This is a genomic window from Nonomuraea soli, assembly GCF_013761175.1.
In the GTDB taxonomy this organism is placed as follows: Bacteria; Actinomycetota; Actinomycetes; order Streptosporangiales; family Streptosporangiaceae; genus Nonomuraea; species Nonomuraea soli.
Genome location: NZ_JACDUR010000003.1, coordinates 1,159,667 through 1,179,440 on the forward strand (window position 1 = coordinate 1,159,667; position 19,774 = coordinate 1,179,440).

At 62.6% G+C, this 19,774-nt stretch carries 10 protein-coding genes; 9 read left to right on the top strand and 1 reads right to left on the bottom strand.

The features are described 5' to 3' along the window. The first annotated feature begins 1,436 nt into the window (after positions 1 to 1,436). From HNR30_RS18435 to HNR30_RS50165, 9 genes are all read left to right on the top strand, one after another. Entirely contained in the window at positions 1,437 to 2,357 is a 921-nt protein-coding gene (locus HNR30_RS18435) for a hypothetical protein (protein ID WP_181611061.1), read from the top strand. Positions 2,358 to 2,495: 138 nt separating this feature from the next. Continuing rightward, positions 2,496 to 4,514 carry a hypothetical protein gene (locus tag HNR30_RS18440; protein WP_181611062.1) on the top strand — a complete coding sequence of 673 codons (2,019 nt, stop codon included), beginning with the start codon at positions 2,496 to 2,498 and terminating at the stop codon, positions 4,512 to 4,514. Between the two features lies 1 nt (position 4,515). Beyond that, positions 4,516 to 5,250, top strand: coding sequence for a hypothetical protein (locus HNR30_RS18445; protein WP_181611063.1), 735 nt, complete (start codon positions 4,516 to 4,518; stop codon positions 5,248 to 5,250). A gap of 289 nt (positions 5,251 to 5,539) precedes the next feature. Then, positions 5,540 to 7,285, top strand: a complete 1,746-nt coding sequence (locus HNR30_RS18450) for an HsdM family class I SAM-dependent methyltransferase (RefSeq protein WP_181611064.1) — start codon at positions 5,540 to 5,542, stop codon at positions 7,283 to 7,285. Continuing rightward, positions 7,282 to 8,523: a restriction endonuclease subunit S gene (locus tag HNR30_RS18455; protein WP_181611065.1), complete on the top strand. Its 1,242-nt coding sequence runs from the start codon at positions 7,282 to 7,284 to the stop codon at positions 8,521 to 8,523. The genes HNR30_RS18450 and HNR30_RS18455 overlap by 4 nt, the downstream gene beginning before the upstream one ends. Further along, on the top strand, positions 8,523 to 11,651 hold the full coding sequence (locus tag HNR30_RS18460; protein ID WP_181611066.1) for a type I restriction endonuclease subunit R: 3,129 nt from the start codon (positions 8,523 to 8,525) through the stop codon (positions 11,649 to 11,651). Before HNR30_RS18455 ends, HNR30_RS18460 begins: the two co-directional genes overlap by 1 nt. Positions 11,652 to 12,047: 396 nt before the next feature. Next, entirely contained in the window at positions 12,048 to 14,198 is a 2,151-nt protein-coding gene (locus tag HNR30_RS18465; RefSeq protein ID WP_181611067.1) for a DEAD/DEAH box helicase, read from the top strand. Beyond that, positions 14,188 to 14,841 carry a DUF2290 domain-containing protein gene (locus HNR30_RS50645; RefSeq protein WP_181611068.1) on the top strand — a complete coding sequence of 218 codons (654 nt, stop codon included), beginning with the start codon at positions 14,188 to 14,190 and terminating at the stop codon, positions 14,839 to 14,841. Before HNR30_RS18465 ends, HNR30_RS50645 begins: the two co-directional genes overlap by 11 nt. Positions 14,842 to 15,655: 814 nt before the next feature. Beyond that, positions 15,656 to 16,297: an integrase core domain-containing protein gene (locus HNR30_RS50165; protein WP_220133642.1), complete on the top strand. Its 642-nt coding sequence runs from the start codon at positions 15,656 to 15,658 to the stop codon at positions 16,295 to 16,297. A 242-nt stretch (positions 16,298 to 16,539) separates the two neighbouring features. On the opposite strand, the gene HNR30_RS18480 is transcribed toward HNR30_RS50165, so the two are convergent. Continuing rightward, the gene (locus HNR30_RS18480) at positions 16,540 to 19,398 is read right to left on the bottom strand and encodes a tetratricopeptide repeat protein (protein ID WP_181611069.1); all 2,859 of its coding nucleotides are present in this window, start codon (positions 19,396 to 19,398) and stop codon (positions 16,540 to 16,542) included. Between the last annotated feature and the right edge of the window lie 376 nt (positions 19,399 to 19,774).

A 19,774-nucleotide genomic window follows, 5' to 3' on the forward strand; every position in this document is an offset into this window, starting at 1 on the left:
GTCCGGGATGTTCCGTTCGCATATATATTCCATGCCGTGCATCCGGAAGGCACTGCCAGAGCTGGGCTGGGATTCACCAGTACGAACGCGCCCACTGCAAGGGCGAGCGATGCTGCGAGTTTCCGCATGCGATTCTCCTTCTCTGCTTCGGATAGGTGGATTCTTCTGAGGAAAGAGTTCTAGCGGCCCTTGGTATGGTGCCGATATGGCGTCAAGGTTCGCCGCCGGGAACGCCTGAGCGCGACGCCACCGTTAAGCGCGCTCCCTCTGGATAGGTCCTGTGTCCATATGTCCGGCCACCGACGCTCCGGTCAGCTGTCCCGGCACTGTTCATCCAGCGGATGGTTGGGACGGCCTGAGTTGGCCCCATCTGGAGAACGCCGGTCTCGAGTGGCCCCTTGTTAGCGATCATCATGGGATGTTGAGACAGCTTGAACTGGTCCCACCCAGACGTCTTGTTTGGGCCAGCAGTGGGTCGTTGATCGGCTCGATGGGTGTTGGGGGGGTCGCCGCCCCATGCACCCCTTGCGGTCGGCGCTCGGCGGAGAATTACGTGGGCCTTCCGTAGGGTCGAACTACGTGAGCGTCCACACAGGTCGCCTTAAAGTCGACAACCCGATAGTAGGGTTTCATCGCAGAGCACGCGTCTACTATGGTGCGCGCTCGTATCCTGTGCTTACGACATAGAACTTGTCGTACGGGCAGTATTTGGTCGCCTTTTGACCGACGCTGACCCAGGTACTGTAATAGTACGAACCCCAGCCGGTCTGGGGATCTTTCGTGCAATAGACGATCGCCCTTACATGCCCCGTACCTCGTGTGCATTGGGCCTGGCCACCGTCTGTGGGATGGTTTCGGCTTGGGTAGACATTCCATGCTGAGCATCCGCTGGGTAACGCTAGAGCTGGGCTGGGATTCGTCAGTACGAACGTGCCCGCTGCAAGGGCGAGGGATGCTGCGAGTTTCCGCATGCGATTCTCCTCCGAAAATAGGGGAGTTCTTTCGTATGAGTTATAGCAGCCCTCGGTATATCGCTGGTATAGCGACCTCCATCCCGACCAGCGGCCGCCCGCCGATCCCGGCATGATCCCGCTCACGGTCGCGGAGGTGAAACGCCTGCTCAACGCCGTCATCACATCGGCCCCATCGCTGGAGCACACCGCCCATTGGTCCGCCTGGCGACGCCGACACCAAGCCCGAGCCCGCTGGTTCCACCGCCGCGCCCGCCTGACCACCGCATACATCCAGCTCAGCTAACGAATGGCGGCTGCCGTACTAGTTGCGGGTCGTCTTAAATCTAGCAATTGGGCCAATCGGCTACGCGAATCGCTGATATCGGACAGAGCGTTAAGGGTAGCTCGACGCTTTTGTCGGTGGGCTCTTCTACTCTGACGGCGAAGGTCCAGAGCGATCACGAGAACGGACGGGTGATCTAGGTGAACGATCGGCTCTCTTCCCCGAAAGCGACTGGCGGAGCTGGAACGATTTTCGAATATCAGTTCGCCGCTATCATGTTCAGTCGGCTTCTGCGTGGCGCTCATATCCCCATCGGAATCCAGTTGCCCCTCGACCGAATCGGACTGCAGCAGCAAGTATCTGGCTACCCCTTCGACGACATCGTCGCGCATGGCTCCCCCGCTCCCACGGGCCCGCGGATACAGATGCAGGTCAAGCAGAAGATCTACATCCGGGGCAAGGACCCGGACTTCATCAAGGTCATGGCCTCGGCGGCGCGGGCCATCCGGGAACAGGACGTCGACATCGCCGATGGGGCCTTGCGGCTCGGCTTGATCGCTGGAGGGCCCGCAACCGAGTTGGCCGAACTGCGGGAAGTGGCCGAGATGGCCCGTGCGCAGCCCGATCACGAATCCCTGCGGGCGCTGATGGGCGAGAACATCACCAGCAGCCGAATACGCGCCCGCCACGCTCACGTGGTAGCTGCGGTTGAGGCCGCGGTCTCCATGCAGGGCGGCGAAGCGGCGGCCCTTGCCCATCACATACTCGCGTCCTTGCATGTCTGGCAGGTCGATCTGGGGCCGGACGGCCGCGATACACGTTCGGAAATGGACGAGCTCGCGACAGCTTTCGGAAGTCGGGTGAGTGCTGCCGACCTATTCGCGCATTTGTGCGATCTAGCCCAGGAGTGCGGGCCACGAGCAGGCCAGATCGATGCGCAATTTCTTCAGCGCACCCTTCGGAGCAGGTGGGGCCTTCATCTCGGCCCAGACAACGGCACACACGCAGGCCACGCACCAAATGAGCCGGCGCCGAGAATTTCGTTGATCAACAACGGATCAGGCCCTTCCTGGGCGGCCGAAACCCAGACCTTCCACAACCTCGACTTCCGCAGGCACTAACCCACCGTCCCATCACTCTTGAGGGAGAACATGAACGGCTATCCCCCCGCAGATCCCTCCACCCCCCTTGCCGACAATCGTGCATGGCCGCCAGCGTCTCAGCTTTCGCCCACCGAGCCACCCAGCAGTGATTCAGCCATGCGGGCCGACAACGACACCGCGCCGTCCCAAGAGGCCGACGCCCTTGCCGAGATGCTCGAAGCCACACCGGCCATCTCTCCCGAGCCAATCGACAACGAACCCTCAGCGCCGCAACAGGCCGAGGTCGCCTCGGAGGTCACGGTCACGGTCGGCGGGGAGGGAAACACCACCTTCGCGGCAAGGCTGCAGAACTTCCACTATTACTCAACCGACCACGTGGAGCCCGTCGCGATCTCCTCCAAGGGGGTGGCGGCGTGTGCAGATGAACGCTTCGTCCCACCGACTACCGGTTTGCGAGACGCGGCAGCAAAGCTCGCCGAACTGGGAATCGTCGTCCTTCTCGCCCCAGCAGGCAGCGGCCGACGCACCACCGCCCTGCGCCTGCTCTGCGATACGCGCGGTCCGTCGGACCTGTATGACCTGGAAGCCGCCTGGCAAAGACCCAACGTGAAATGCCTGCAGAACCTGCCGGACGGCGGCTTCCTCCTGGACCTGTCCGAGCCCGCTGACAAGCCGGCGAAACGGGGTTTCGGCACCGAGCTGCTTCAGTGGGCGGCCCAGCGCAAGCAGCAGGGTTCCCGCATCGTGATCATCACCACGCACAACACCTGGAGCGGTCCATGGGCGGACGAAGCCCGCGACGCCGTGGTGGAGCTCGGTTCTCCCGATGCCAAGACGCTGGTGGAGCGAGAGCTGGCCGTTCGTGGCGTCGCAGAGGGCAGCAAAATACTCGACAATCCGATCTACAAGCCGATCTGGGACTCGGCTCCGAGAGCCGAAGACGCCTGCCGGCTCGCCAAGATGATCGCCTCCTCGGCCACCGCCGATCCCCGGCACATCATCGATCAATACCAAGGCTGGAAGTCCTTCTTCGACACCTTCCCCCAGAAACTCCACGCCAGGATCGTCCTGTGGTCGGGTGCCTTGTGCAACGGCGGAAGGCGTGAGTCGGTGCTTCGGATGTCGGACGCACTGATCGGCGAACTGGGGGATGACCGCACCCCCAGAGAGATCCTGGGCGGGGACATTTCATCCAAGCGTTTCGCGTCCGCATTCATCAAGGAGAACGGAGATCGTGTCGAGCTTGATCCGGGCAAGCAAGGGCTGTCCTCGTCGGTCCTACGACACTTCTGGCAAGAGTTCCCCACCCAGCACAAGCGCTTCGTCGGCTGGGCGACCAGCCAGGCGGCTGAACTCCCCGCAGACGACGCTGCCCTGGTCGTCGATGCCTTGGTGGATCTGGGGATCCATTACCGCGCGGGGGAGGTGTTCAAGCAATTGCGTGACACGCTGGCACCAAAGCGCCGAGCGCTGGCGGTGCGCGCGTTGTCGACGGCCGCGCTGGATGAGCGCTTCGGCTCCTACATGCGAAGCCGCCTGTACACCTGGCTGTACGGGTCGCCCACCCAAGACGTGATCGACCTCGTCGCCGAAGTTTGTGGCGGCTCGTTTGGTGCCAAGATGCCAGGTCCCGCTTTGGCACGGCTGCGCCTGGCCGGAGAGCGATCAGTCTTCGCCAGCGAGGCGGTCTCCACCGCCTGGGTCTGCCTGGCCACAGCACATCCGCAGCTCGTCCGCGCCGCCATCGAATCCTGGCTTGCCGACGGCCGCTACCCGCGCGCGGGCCTCGTCGCCTTCATGGCGCTGGCGGCCACGAGCGCTGGCAGCGCACTGCTCTTGGGCGAAGACGGACACGAACTCCGAAGCGATGAGACTCATGCCATGGTCGTCACCAGTCTTCGGCGGGCCCTGGCAGAACCCGACGCTATGCCGATCGCTGACTCCATCATTCGCACCTGGGCCGCCCAGGCCGAGCAACGCACCCTCCCCGGCGACGTGCTGATTGACCTGCTCGGTGCGGTGTTCACCGGCGACCGCTACCAGGATCTCAAGAGATTCCTGCCAGAGGAAAGACTCCCTGACCCTGGAACCTTCTGGCACGCGGTCCTGTCCAGAGCCTTCTACCCGCTGGCCAACGAAGCCTCAGTCCACGACACGCTGGTACGGGCTGGGTGACATGCGCCTGCTGCCGTGGCCGCGCAGTACCGCCTTCCATGCGGCCCTGACCACCCAAATACCTGGAATCCATCTCATGGCGGACGGGCGCGTCTGGTTCAGATTTGGAGGCCCGGCATGCACTCTGACCTCGGCCAGAGCTGCGCGAGCCGCCGCGCTGAGCGAGGTCTACAACACAGCCCGCGCATGCACCTCCGGCACCACCCCCGCAGACGTATACACCGCCCAACAACAACTTGTGCTAGATCTCGCTTCATGGCGAGACGCAGAGGAGTACCCAGGCCTGCGTATCAAGGCGCATATCAGCCTGACAGTCACCCCCGACAACGCGCGCCGGGCCGATTCCTACGACGAGTCGCTACGTGCCGCCCACCTGGAACAGACGCTTGCGGCGGAACGGCTCAGCTGCCTCACTCAAATCGCCTTGGCGAACGTGCGGCAAGCCAGAGTTTGGTGGTTTGAGCAGCATCTGGCCCAAGGTGAACTACTCAAGTCGTGGGAATCCTTCGACGCCGTCATCCGCCCGATGATCAACGACAACACCGACGACGCCGCGCATCGTTTCGCGCAGGTACTGGCCACAGCCGCACAGCGCACCCTAGAGGACCCCGACAAAGCAAAAGACATACAGCTCATCGCACATGTTCTCCTCACCACTGTTGGGTGGCGAGATCTGGCCGATGAGCTCACCGCCGAGTACATCGCACAGACCAGCAACGGAGACATGCCTACCTGACAGAGCTTCACCGGTGCAGCAACACCAGGCCCACGTCCAACCGGCGCAAGCTCAGCCTCCACAGCGCTGCTGAGCTTGCCGCCGTTGCCTGGGGGCAGTTGGAGCCCATCCCCTCCGCTACGGTGCGGGCGGCCTGTAATTCCGCCTGACTCCCGGGTACGCAGGAGGCCACGGTGCGCGAAGATGGCTTCATGACGCCCCGTCAGCGGATGGGTGTTGCCCCACGGGGCGCGACTACCCGGTGGGTCGGCGCTGCCAGGTACGTTGAGCGATTCCTGTAAGGAGCCTTGTGAGCACGCTCGGTAGTTTCATCTGGTCGATCGCCGACCAGCTTCGGGGTCCCTACCGCCCCAACCAGTACGGGAACGTGATCCTCCCGTTCACGATCCTTCGGCGCCTCGACTGCATCCTGGAGCCGGACCGCGAGACCGTCCGAGACCTGGCCACGGTATACGAGAACCCGAACCGGCTCCGGACCGAGGTCAAGAAGAAGACTGGCCGGCCGTTCTACAACACCTCGAAGTACAGCTTCGCCAACCTTCTGAAGGACGCAGACGGGCTCGAGGACAACCTCGTCGACTACATCGACCGGTTCTCCGCCGACGTCGACGTGTTCGAGTACTTCGACTTCAAGAAGCAGATTATCGCCCTGGAGCGGGCCGGTCTCCTGCGCGAGATCGTGAAGTCCTTCGGCGCCATAGACCTGCACCCCGAGGTCGTGTCCAACGCCGACATGGGGGACGCGTTCGAGTACATCATCCGCAAGTTCAACGAGGCCGCGAACGAGACCTCCGGTGACCACTACACGCCGCGCGACGCGATCCGGCTACTGGTCGACCTACTCTTCGCCGAGAAGGACTCCGCCCTGACCGAGGCGGGCATCGTCCGCACGCTCTACGACCCCACCGCTGGCACCGGCGGCATGCTCGCCCTGGCCGAGGAGCACCTGCTCACACAGAACCCGGACGCCCGGCTGAGCCTGTACGGCCAGGAGTACAACCCGCAGTCGTACGCGATCTGCAAGTCCGACCTGCTCGCCAAGGGCCACGACGCGTCCAACATCGCCTTCGGCAACACACTCACCGACGACGCCTTCAAGGGCCGCCAGTTCGACTTCTGCATGTCCAACCCGCCGTACGGCGTCGACTGGAAGCAGTACGCCAAGGCCGTCACCAAGGAGCGCGACGAGGCAGGCCCGTATGGCCGGTTCGCGCCGGGCCTGCCCGCCACCTCGGACGGGCAGATGCTGTTCCTGCTGCACCTTGCGCACAAGATGCGCGCCCCCGAGGACGGCGGCGGCCGGGTCGGGATCGTCATGAACGGCTCGCCGCTCTTCAACGGCGCCGCCGAGTCCGGCCCGTCCAACATCCGCAGGTGGCTGCTGGAGAACGACCTGGTCGAGGCGATCGTCGCGCTGCCGACCAGCATGTTCTTCAACACCGGCATCTCCACCTACATCTGGATTCTCGACAACACCAAGCACCCCGACCGCAAGGGCCTGGTCCAGCTCATCGACGGCGGCTCGTTCTGGACCAAGATGCGCAAGAACCTCGGGGCTAAGAACCGCGAACTTAGCGACCTCGACCGCGCTAAGATCCTCCGGCTTTACGCCGACTTCACCGATGCAGACCCGGACCTCTCGAAGGTGCTGCGCAACGACGAGTTCGGCTACTGGACCATCACCGTCGAACGACCCCTGCTCGACGATGACGGCAAACCGGTCGTCGACCGCAAGGGCAAGCCGAAGCCCGACTCCAAGAAGCGCGACACCGAGAACGTGCCCTTCACCTACGGCGGCTCGACTGCTGGCGCCGCGGCCAAGCCCGAGGTCATCCAGGCGTACTTCGACACCGAGGTGAAACCACACGCACCCGACGCGTGGATCGACTGGGCCAAGGTCAAGACCGGCTACGAGATCCCCTTCACCCGCCACTTCTACAACTACGTCCCACCCCGACCGCTCGCCGAGATCGACGCCGACCTGGAGAAGCAGGTCGCCAAGATTCTTGACCTGCTGCGGGAGGTCGAGCAGTGACCGGGCCACTGTGGACGAGATTGCCGGACGGTTGGCTGACTGGCCGGGTCAAAAATGTCGCGACGGTCACGCTCGGCAAGATGCTCCAGAGCAAGGACGGCGGCAGTGACGTGAGCGCGCCATACATGCGCGCAGCCAACGTGCAACCCGATGGGTTGCTTGCCCTCGATGACGTGAACGAGATGTGGTTCGGCGAAGCCGAACTGGAGCAGTTGAGCATTCGGGCGGGCGATGTCGTCGTTGTCGAAGGCGGGCAAGGCGGATTCGGCCGTGCTGCCTACGTCGAAAACGACCTTCCGGGCTGGGGTTTCCAGAATTCAATCAACCGGCTCCGACCCATCGGCGACTTCGATGGACGCTTCATCGTGTTCTACCTCATCGCGCTGCGGGCAAGCGGCTACATTCGCGCCTACAGCAACGTCGTGTCGATGCCACACCTTACGGCCGAAAAGCTCGCACGCGTACCGATCCCGCTGCCGCCGGTGGAGCAGCAGCGCGCCATCGCCGACTACCTCGACCGCGAGACCGCCCGCATCGACACGCTCATCGAGGAGCAGCAGCGCCTGATCGAGATGCTCCGCGAGCGGCGCGCAGCCGTGATCGCCGGAGAGTTCGATGCACCCGCAACTGGGCGACTCCGGTACGCGATCCAGTTCGCTCAGACAGGGCCGTTTGGAACCCAACTTTCCGCCGAGGAATATGTCGAAGACGGCGTTCCAGTGGTGAACCCGACTCACATCAAACGTGGCGCAATCACCCCGGACGCGATGATTTCCGTGACTCCAGAAAAGGCGGCCGAACTTAGACGGCACCAGTTGGAGGTTGGAGACATCGTTCTTGGGAGAAAGGGCGAAGTCGACAAGTCTGCCCTCGTCTCCGAGGCCGAAGCTGGCTACATCTGCGGATCGGACTCGATGCTGCTGCGCCCAAGCGAGGACGTTGATCCGTCTTACCTGTGGTGGTTCTTTCAATCGCCGGAGTCGCACAGCCAGCTTGAGCAGTGGTCGGTAGGGTCGACGGTGGCTGGGCTGAATCAGACGACGATCTCAAGGATCGTGCTACCGCTGCCCTCAGTCGTAGAGCAGCGCCGCATCGCGCAGCACCTGGATGAGCAGATCGCGAAGACCGACGCGCTGATCGCGGAGACGGAGCGGTTCGTCGAACTCGCCCGCGAGCGGCGGTCTGCGCTGATCACCGCCGCGGTGACGGGTCAGATGGACGTAGGTGTGATGGCGTAATGGCTAACCACAGAGAGGTCGTCTTCGAGACCGAGATCTGTGAGCACCTCGCAGCCCACGGCTGGCTCTATTCGGCCAACGACGCTGGCTATGACCGTGAGCGGGCGCTGTTTCCGGAGGACGTGTTCGCGTGGCTGGAGGCGACGCAGAAGTCGGCGTACGAGAAGGCGTTGAAGGCGGCTGGGTCGCAGGCCAAGTTCCTCGACGTGCTGACTACGGCGCTCGACAAGCCGTTGGAGCACGGCGGTGGGATGCTGAACATCTTGCGCAGCGGGGTGCAGTACATCGGTGGTGGCCGGTTGAAGATGGCGCAGTTCCGGCCCGAGACGACGCTAAACGAGAAGACGAACGCCGAGTATGCGGCGATGCGGGTTCGTGTGATGCGGCAGGTGCGCTTCTCGACCGCCGACCAACGCAGCATCGATCTGGTGTTCTTCATCAATGGGCTCCCCGTTGCGACGGTGGAGCTGAAGACCGACTTCACCCAGTCGCTGGACGAGGCCATCCAGCAGTACCGCAAGGGCCGCAACCCGCTGACCAACGGCCGACGCGAGCCGCTGCTGTCGTTCGGTCATCGAGCGCTGGTCCATTTCGCGGTCTCCAACGACTTGGCTGCGATGACCACCCGGTTGGAGGGTGAGAAGACGCACTTCCTGCCGTTCAACACCGGCTTCGAGGAGGGCGCCGGGAACCCGCCCGGCGCGGACGGCAGGTCAGCGACGGCGTACCTGTGGGAGCGGGTCTGGGAGAAGCACGCCTGGCTCAACATCATCGGCCGGCTGATGATTGTGGAGACCAAAGAGGAGTGGGACGTTCTCACCGGCTCGTCGGTGCGCCGTACCAGCATGCTGTTCCCGCGGTTCCACCAGTGGGAGGCGGTCACGAACATCGTGGCCGCCGTCACGCGGGAGGGTGTCGGCCAGCGCTACCTGATTGAGCACTCTGCGGGATCGGGGAAGACGAACACGATCGCCTGGACGGCGCATCGTCTTGCTCGACTGCACGTCGACGATGAGAAGGTCTTCGACTCGGTCATCGTGGTCGTCGACCGTACGGTGCTGGACGGGCAGCTTCAGGACGCGATCCGGCAGATCGACGGCTCCAAGAAGATCGTTGCGACGATCAGCCCCGAGGACGTGCGCAAGGCCGGCGCGAAGTCGAAGTCCGGACTGCTCGCGCGGGCGCTGAAGAACGGCGAGCTGATCATCGCGGTGACGGTGCAGACGTTCCCGCACGCGCTCGATGAGATCCGCGGTGACTCCAGCCTGAAGGGCAAGCGGTTCGCCGTCATTGCCGACGAGGCGCACTCCTCGCAGTCCGGGCAGATCTCCTCGAAGCTGAGGAAGGTCCTGACCGCCGAGGAGATCAAGGAGATCGAAGAGGGTGGCTCGGTCGACGTCGAGACGATCCTGGCCTCGGAGATGACGGAGCGGGCCGAGTCGGAGAACATCTCCTACTTCGCTTTCACCGCGACCCCGAAGAACAAGACCCTGGAGCTATTCGGCCGCAAGGATCCGGAAGGCAAGCCGCGCGAGTTCCACCTGTACTCGATGAAGCAGGCGATCGAGGAGGGCTACATCCTCGACACTCTCAAGGGCTACCAGTCCTACGACACCGTGTTGAAAATCGCTGGCAAGCCCGGCAGCGGCGACGGTGAAGTCGAGGAGGCGACCGCGCGCAAAGGGCTCATGCGGTGGGTGCAGCTGCACCCGACCAACATCAGCCAGAGGGTGCAGATCATCGTCGAGCACTTCCACGTCAACGTCGCCCACCTGCTGGAGGGTAAGGCGAAGGCGATGGTCGTCACCGACTCGCGCAAGGCCGCGGTGAAGTACCGCAAGGCGATCGACGCCTTCCTCGCCAAGCGGGCCGCCGAGGACCCCTCCTATGACTATCGGGCTTTAGCCGCCTTCTCCGGGTCAGTGTCGATGACCGAGAACGACGAATGGAGCCAGGAGTGGGGGCCGACCCCGTCGAAGGAGGATGAGTTCACCGAAGCCAAAATGAACCCCGGCGCAGGCGCCGACCTGGCTGCGGCGTTCAAGGGCGACGCCTACCGGATCATGGTCGTGGCCAACAAGTTCCAGACCGGCTTCGACCAGCCGCTGCTGTCATCGATGTATGTCGACAAGAAGCTGTCCGGGGTTACCGCGGTGCAGACGCTGTCGCGGCTCAACCGCACTCACCGCACTGCTGATGGTGAGCAGAAGGCCAAGACGTTCGTCATCGACTTCGCCAACAAGCCCGACGACATCAGGGCCGCCTTCGATCCCTACTTCACCAACGCGACCCTGGAAACCGAGACCAACCCGTACGTGGTCATCCACCTGGCGAATAAGCTCGCCCAGGCGGGGATCTACACCGAGGAACAGGTCCGCCAGGTCGCCGAGCTGTGGGTGACCCGCAAAGGCAACAACGCGCTCTCGGCAGCGATCAGCCCGGCCCAGCACGACTTCCGGCGCCGCTACGCGGCGGCGATCGAGGGTGAGGACAAGGTCAGGCTCAACGACCTCGACCTGTTCCGCAAGGACGTCTCGACCTACGTGCGGCTCTACGACTTCATGAGCCAGATCCTCGACTACGGCGACCCGTACCTGGAGATGCTCTCGATCTTCCTCCGGCTCCTGGAGAAGGTCATCGCTGAGACCTCGTGGAGCGCCGACGTTGACCTCTCCGACGTGGTCCTGGTCGGGGTGAAGCACGCCAAGAGGATCGCCGTCGACATCTCGCTAACCGGAGATGGCGCGTTGAAGGGGATCAGCGCGGCCGGCACCGGTGCGAAGAAGGAGCCGAAGTATGTCGCGCTCCAGGTCGTCATCGACAAGATGAACGACCTGTTCGGTGCTCAGTCGTTCGCCGAGTCCCAGGTCCGCGAGTTCGTGCAGGGTCTCGTGCAGCGGCTGCTCACCGACTCGGACCTGATTCAGCAGACCCGGGTGAACTCGAAGAAGCAGTTCATGGAGTCGCAGGACTTCCAGTCCGCGGTCACCGAGGCCATCTCCGACAACCAGGAGGCGCACAACACCATGGCCAACTACTTCTTCACTGACGGGCCTGCGATCAAGGGGATCATCATGGCGCTCGCCGACGCGTTCTACGAAGCCGCAATCGACAAGGCGGTTCCGTAAGGCTCTCACGAGACGGCAACCTCGCCGCCACACAACGCTTCCACCCGTTGAAATAGGTCAATCCCAACGCGGGGGCCAGCTCCTGGAACCCTCAACAGCTGCATTGATCGCCCGGGGCGTGGAGCACCCGTACGGACTCCCAGTCAGGGACACGCTCCCCGCGCCTCGTGCTCTAGGCGCCCGCCCTCGCCCGACGCCGCGAGCGCCACCGAGACTCAACACCGCTGCAGGCATCAGCAGCTTGTACTTGGCTGTCCTTTTGCTGCTTGCTCGCCACGGCTGTCAAGAACGACCCTGGTGTCCGATCTCCTACCGGACCCGCTCCGGCCATTTTGTCGGCGCCGCAGAGTAGGGTTGGCCTAAGCTCGAGCATCTGGGCCGAGAGAGAGATAGAAGATGGCACTAGAAATTATCTACGGCGAGTCGCGTAATCGCCTCCAAGCGAAAGCGCTGGCCGAGTACCTTAGCGAAGCTCTCTCCGAGGGTACGATCTATCTTGGCTATCCAGTGCTAGCGACTACGGACGACCGCGTATATGTCGATGCTCTCCTTCTGAGCGAAGGCCACGGGTTGGTCGCGTTTCAGATAGCAGCCGACGTCCCGAATAGTGCACCAGAGTGGGAGACGTATACCACGGCACAGGACCGATTGTACGGGATTCTGGAAAGCCATCTTGGCCGCCATCCGGAGCTTAGGCGAGGACGGCATCTTGCTTTTTCGATCGAGACTGTAACTGTCTTTCCGTCGGCAGCCGGGCCTCCACCTGGCAATCCCGACGGAAAGTACACGGATATCTCCAGCGTCGGAGAGGTGGTCTCGCGACTCCCTGGCGTAAGCAACGGAGTCATGCGGGCATTGCAGGCCGCGCTGCAGCGAATCTCGACAATCAAGCCGGCCAAGAAGCGAGCAAGCGTCAAAACGGAAACATCTCGCGGTGCTATCCTCAAGATAATAGAGAAAGAAATAGCCAATCTCGACCGCTGGCAGAAAAAGGCCGCTATCGAGACCCCGGATGGCCCACAGCGAATCAGAGGACTCGCTGGGTCCGGAAAAACCATTGTCCTAGCTCTGAAAGCGGCATATCTTCAGGCGCAGCATCCTGACTGGAACATTGCGGTTACGTTTCAGTCCAGGGCTCTGTACCAGCAGATCGTTAACCTCGTAACAAGATTCTCGTTTGAGCACAGCAACGATGCGCCAGACTTTGAAAAGCTGCAGATTCTCCACGCATGGGGCTCTTCTTCGCGGTATGGCGTCTACATGAAGATAGCGGAAGCGATGAATCAGCCGCCGCGAGACTTCAACTACGCCCGCGCCACTTACGGCATGGAAGATGCGTTTCGAGGGATCTGTCGCGAGCTGCTTTCCATAGCGTCCCAAACGAGCGACCCGCCAATCTTCGATGCCATCCTCATCGACGAAGCACAGGATCTCCCGCCAGAGTTCTTCCAACTTGTTTATCGATTCACCACGGATCCCAAGCGTATCGTCTGGGCTTACGACGAGCTTCAGAAACTCTCTGAGGCTGCCATGCCCTCAACCTCAGAGCTATTCGGGACCACACCCAGCGGTGCAGAGGTTGTTAACATCGATAACCGCGATGGAGAAGCACGCAGGGACATTGTCCTTGAGGTCTGCTACAGGAACTCGCCGTGGGCGCTGGCAGCTGCACACGCACTTGGCTTCGGCATATATAGGCAAGAAGGGCTGGTCCAGCACTTCGATGAGCCGCAGCTGTGGTCTGACATCGGGTACTCTGTTCAAAATGGTCGACTCGAGTTCGGTAGCCAAGTAGCTCTCCAGCGTTCAAGCCAGAGCTATCCGAAGTACTTTCTCGACCTTCTGACTTCAGATGATGCAGTCATGCTGCAAACGTTCGATGATGAGCTGCAACAGGATACATGGTTGGCGCAGCAAATCCTTCGGAACTTGCAGGAAGACGAGCTGGAACACGACGACATCCTGATCGTCCTCCCGAGCGCATACACGTCGAAGCAGCGAGGCGCCCGGCTAGCGCGCACTCTCATACGAGTGGGAATTAGGTCGCACCTAGTTGGCGTAAACTCGAGTGTAGATGAGGTTTTCATACGCGACTCGATAGCGATCGCACACATCTATCGGGCCAAAGGCAATGAAGCCTCCATGGTCTATGCTCTCGACTCACAGTATGCCGTTGCCGACCCCAAGCAAGCAGTGACTCGTCGGAATACGCTATTCACTGCTATCACCCGCAGTAAAGCATGGGTACGCATCTGCGGGTTTGGACCACAGATGCAGGCGGTTGCCAACGAGGTGGCCGAAGTCCGCGAGCGTTCATTTGTGCTTGATTTTAAGATTCCCACTCAAGAAGATCTTGCGCGAATTCGTCGCATCCATAGAGATCGCAGTCGAGCCGAAGCGGCCTCCATCAAGAAATTTTCTGACACACTGCAAAAGCTTGCAGATGCAATCGAGCGGAACGAAATAGACGTGGAGGACATCCCGTTGGATGTGCGAGCGCGGCTGATATCTCGCCTTAGCGAGGATGCTCCGGATGATGAGCTGTAGGGTCATCCACACCGAGCTCGATAATTTCCTGACATATCTATTAGGAGCAGGCATAGCCCTATATATCACGCCCATAAGTAACGATGGCACCCGAGTTAGCTGGGTCACGCAAGGGCTCGCTAGCAAGTTCCTCCAGCATCGCAACAAGCCTTCGATTGCAGAATATCGAGACTGGATTGATTCCGGCGCCTATTCGGCTCTACTTATCGATGGGTCGCTGCTACAGATATCGTACGAGGTAATCGAGGGTGCGCTAACTGGGCATCGGCTTGCGTATGTGCCATGTCCCTTTGACGTGGAGGAAAGGCTACTTCGGACAGAGGCTCTCCTGGACGTTATTGAATACCATGCGGCTTGCGCTCCGGAGGATATCCGTTTGAGAGCTGCAGTAAGGTTCGACTATGACCTTGCTGCGGCCGGTCCAGGTCACCCTGCAACGCATCTAACGATCAACAGTCCAAGCTGTCGTATCGCATGTGCTGCGCCTCTCCGGCTGGGTCAGTTTGCGGACTTTGTTTTCCGTCATTTCTATCCAGCAGTATGGAAGCTGCACCCCTACTTGCAGCGACTTGCAAAGAGTGGATGGGGGGATCGCACGATCAGCGAGGACGAACGGCAATCGATGCACATCAACTGGCCATAGGGTGGCACCCCCTCACTGATGGCCTGTACCGCTTCATAACCCATCGCGTGGCGCTTGACCTGCGGCTTTGAGCTCCAGAGACCCCATAGGCAAGATCGCAGTTCGTGCCGGTTCGTCTGCTGTATCTAACCTTGATCCGGGTGTTTGGCTGGCTGGTGTTGTTGGGGCGTGGTCAGGCGTCCAAAGACGTCGAAATCATGGTGCTCCGCCACGAGGTGGCCGTGTTGAAGCGTCAGGTCGGCCGGCCGAAGCCGGGCTGGGCCGATCGTGTGGGGCTCAAAACTCGAATCACCGCCGGCGCGGGAGTCCTTCGCTCCGTGGGACCGGGGGCTCCCTCAGGTCGTTAAGCGGCAGGCCCGGGGTGCCTGGGATCATCTTTCGTGTTCTTGTCCACGGTGTACGCCGTCACCCGACGTCTTCTGTCCCTGCCCGCGATGCTGTTTCGCAAGGACGCCTCCAAGGAGGCAGAACTGCTGGTGCTCAGGCACGAGAACGCAGTCCTGCGCCGTCAGGTCCCACGGGTGCGCTACGAGCCGGTCGATCGCTTGTGGTTGACGGCGCTCTCACACCTGATCGCCCGCCATCGCTGGGCGAAGATCTTTTCAGTCACTCCGGCCACTCTGCTGGCCTGGCACCGCAAGCTCGTGACGAACAAGTGGGACTACAATCGGCGACGCCGCCCTGGGAGACCACCCACCGCGGCTGCGGTCAAGGCCCTGGTGCTGCGCATGGCCGCCGACAATCCCGCCTGGGGCCACCGGCGGATCCACGGCGAACTGACCCGCCTCGGTCACGAGATCGCCGCATCGACCGTGTGGAACATCCTGAACCGGGCAGGAATCGATCCCGCCCCGCGCCGCAGCGGGCCGACGTGGAAGCAATTCCTGACCCCCAAGCCGAACACATTGTCGCCGTCGACTTCCTGCACGTCGACACCATCAACCTCAAACGCATCTACGCCCTGGTCCTGCTCGAGCACCGCAGCCGCCGCGCCCACTTGCTCGGTGTCACCGCCAACCCCACGGGCGAATGGACCACCCAGGCCGCCCGCAACGTCCTGATGGACACCGACACGACAAACATGAACTTCCTGATCGGCGACCGCACCGGCCAGTTCACCGATGCCTTCGACACGGTCTTCGCCGACGCGGGCCTGCGCGTCCTCAAGAGCCCGCCACAAGCCCCGAAAGCCAACGCACACTGCGAAAGGATGATCGGCACCCTACGCCGCGAACTTCTCGACCGCACGCTCATCCTCAACGAGCAACACCTGCGCCGCACCCTCACCAGATACCTGGAGCACTACAACAAGGCCCGGCCCCACCGCGGCCTCGGGCAGTTGAGCCCATCCCAAGCTGAAACCGGCCCGCCACCGCCGGTCGACCTGGCCAGCCATCGGATCCACCACAGAACCATCCTCGGCGGCCTCATCAACGAGTACCAGATCGCCAACTGAAGCCACCAGGAACCAGCAGGTCAGACACCGAATCCTATTTTGAGCCCCACAGGACGTCGGCGGAGGCCTCTGCTCAGCGGGGTGTGCCCTGATCCTGGATGAGGCCGCGCAGGCGTAACTCGCGTTCGGGTCGAGGTGCTGTCGTTTGCCGACACAGGGAGTGCGAAGTCGACCAGCGGCGTTCCCGCTAACACCGGATTTCGTTCCGAATTGCGGAAGGCTTGGCCGCTGTAGGGATCGTGCTAGCGATCATTCTCGGGATCGGCTGGAAGGTCGAAGCTGATCGCTTCCTCCGGTCGGCCGAGGTCGACTAACAGCCGTTGCAAAGCTGCCCGACTGGATCGGTAGGCCGGCCCGTACAGCGCACGGTCCTCTCGGGCAAGGCCGCGCAACACCGAACACGACTCACGCAACGGCGTGACACTCTCCGTACTCTGTCCCAGTGCCTGCAGGGTGTTGGCGAGATTGTTCAGGCTGTGGGCGAGGGTGGGTTGGTGCGCGGGATTGGTAGCGGCCAGATCTCGAAAGAGGGCCACGGATTCCTGATCGAAGTCGAGGGCCTCACCAAGCCTTCCCAACGCGCGCAGGGTAGCGGCGAGGTTGGTAAGGCCGGTGGCGAGGTCGGCTTGGTGGGCGGGATTGGTGGCGGCCAGATCCCGGAGAAGAGCAACAGCTTCCTGATCAAAGTTGAATGCCTCATCAGACCGCCCCAATACGCGCAGGGTGTTGGCGAGATTGTTCAGACCATAGGCGAGGTCGCCTTGGTGGGCGGGATTGGTGGCGGCCAGATCCCGGCGCAGAGCGACGGCTTCCTGATCGAAGTCGAGAGCCTCGCGGGCTCGCCCCAAGACGCGTAGGGTGGCGGCCAGGTTGGCCAAACTGATGGCCAGCTCCGGTTGGTGGGCGGGACTGGTGGCGGCCAGATCCCGGAGAAGAGCAACAGCTTCCTGATCGAAGTCGAGAGCCTCGCGGGCTCGTCCCAACGCGCGCAAGGTGGCGGCCAGGTTGGCCAGACTGTGGGCCAGGTCGGGTTGGTAGGCGGGATTGGTGGCGGCCAGATTCCGGCGCAGAGCGACGGCCTCCTGGTAGAGGTCTAGGGCCTTGCGGGGCTGTCCCAACTCGCTCAGGGTGATGGCGAGCTTGTTCAGACCGACAGCGAGGTCGGGCCGGTAGGCAGGGCTGGTGGCGGTCAGATCCCGAAAGAGGGCAACAGCTTCCTGATCGAAGTCAAGGGCCTCGCGGGTTCGCCCCAACGCGCGCAGGGTGGCGGCCAGGTTGGCCAGACTGTGGGCCAGGTCGGGTTGGTGGGCGGGATTGGTGGCGGCCAGATCCCGGCGCAGAGCGACGGCTTCCTGATCGAAGTCAAGGGTCTCGCGGGTTCGCCCCAACGCACCCAGGGTGATGGCGAGGCTGGCCAGGCTGTAGGCCAGGTCGGGTTGGTGGGCGGGATTGGTGGCGGCCAGATCCCGGCGCAGAGCGACGGCTTCCTGATCGAAGTCAAGGGCCTCGCGGGTTCGCCCCAACGCACGCAGGGTGACGGCGAGGCCAGTCAGTCTAGTTGCGAGTTGGGGGGCCTCGTTTGTGTGGCGGGCAAGTTGGAGGCGGTGGTGGGCGATGGCATGGGCGCAGTGGGGCAGGGCGTGAGCGGGGATGAGTTGTTCGAGCTGATCGAGGGTGGCAGCGCCGAGCTCGGCGGCTAGAAGGATGGCGGCGGTGGTGATGTCGAGACGCACCTGCTGGGTGGTGGAGACGAGGGTGGCGTGGATGGCATAGCGGGCTAATCGCAGGGGCTGGCCTGCGGCAAGGTCGCTGAAAAGAGACAGAGCTGCAGGGTGATGTTCGCCAGCGCGGGCCAGAACGGTCAGGACCCTGCTGATCTGGTCCTCGTCGAGGTCGGTGAGGAGGCATCTGGCGAGGCCGGAGTCGGTGATGAGTTGCCGAGTAGTGAACCAGTCGGCGAGCAGGTCGGGCCCAATACGGATCTGCGTGCCAGCAGGGTAGAGGTAACGAGCCCATCGCCACAGATTTCTCAAGCGCTCCTCCGCAGCGTCGGCCAGGTCCGGAACTCTCCGCAACACCCCGACGGATGCGTCCTCGTTCTCGGGCCCCAGCAGGGTGAGAGCGGTGATGGTGCGAGCCAGGAGCGCGTCAGTGGGAGCGGCGACCCCCCATCGGGGGAGGCGGGCGGTCTGGTTCCACCACGTAGTCTCGTGATCAAACAGTATAGAGGCGACGTCATCGAGGGGATGCGGTTGCTGGCCAGGAGGTGCGGCGCGCAGGACCGTAGAGACAGCCTCAGCGAAGATCTCGAGCATCGTCTGACCCGCGCGGACCGGCGCAGTCGTGTCGGACACAGCGGGAGCGGGTATGCGTAGGCGGGCGGCGAACAAGGGAACGGCTTGGCCGTACCAGCGGATCAGATCGCTGGTTTCGCCCAGCGGCCCGAGCGTGATCACGGGAGTATCGGCCAGAAGGTATCGATGATGTTCGGCGGTCTGCTCGGCTAGGACAGTGCGCAGACCGTCGCCGTGCCGGGCGATCAGCAGGACTTTGAGCAACGGCTTGCCTGAGTGTGTGGCTAGGTCGTCCATGAGATGGCCGAGGTCCGTGCGGGAATCGGCGTCATCGACTAGAGCCAGGACATTCCTGCCCGCTGCGCTTGCGGCTGCGACCAGATCACCAGCGCGGCCAGGCCGCAGTCTACCGACCGTCCACTCCTCGCTCGCGCCTTCAGCGATATGAAGCGCCAGGCGGGTTTTGCCCAACCCAGCACCGCCGGCCAGCACCAACAGCTGCTCCCCAGGCCGATCGCACCATGCCCACAACTGGTCGCGCTGGTTGCGACGTCCCCAGAACGGGGTGGGACAGGAGTCGGCGAGCAGGACCGAGAACACGCTCTGCCCACCCTCGCCGCGGCTGTCAAGGGCTTCGAGCACCCGGTCGAGAGCTTCCCTTGCCGTTCGGGCCTCCGCAAGAGCTGCGATCGAGACCCCAAAGTAGGAACCGGCCGCACCGCCTAGCCCCGCAGCGACGGCCGCCAGCAGCAATCGGACTGCAAGCGCCCATTCCCCTGGTACCAACAACGGAATCGCACCCGCCACGACACTGCAGACTGATCCCAACGCCAGCGACCAGGCCAACCGTCTACTCGCCATAGAGCGAGCATCAGTAACCAGCGGTGGCATCTCCGGTGAATACGTCCATCGCGCCCAGACTGTGACCTAACGATCCCGGGCCCGAACCCTTACCGGGTCAGATAGAGCCAGGCTGACATTAGATCCGCGCAACGGACTGACATTCTCACCGCGCTCAACAACAGGTTAATGACAGTTGTTGGGCGTCACGAGATGTCAGTGGGAAACGACATCTGTTGAGCGCCAAGTGGAGTTGCCCCGGTTTGATGGACACGTCAGGGCTTGCGGCTACGCGGCAGCATAGTCGCCTTCTGGGATGTTCTTGAGCGCGTGTCGGTGCTCG

Coding starts and splice junctions, on each gene's coding strand:
- HNR30_RS50645 (WP_181611068.1), top strand. CDS start 14,188: ATGAGCTGTAGGGTCATCCACACCGAGCTCGATAATTTCCTGACATAT.
- HNR30_RS18440 (WP_181611062.1), top strand. CDS start 2,496: ATGCGGGCCGACAACGACACCGCGCCGTCCCAAGAGGCCGACGCCCTT.
- HNR30_RS18460 (WP_181611066.1), top strand. CDS start 8,523: ATGGCTAACCACAGAGAGGTCGTCTTCGAGACCGAGATCTGTGAGCAC.
- HNR30_RS18465 (WP_181611067.1), top strand. CDS start 12,048: ATGGCACTAGAAATTATCTACGGCGAGTCGCGTAATCGCCTCCAAGCG.
- HNR30_RS18445 (WP_181611063.1), top strand. CDS start 4,516: ATGCGCCTGCTGCCGTGGCCGCGCAGTACCGCCTTCCATGCGGCCCTG.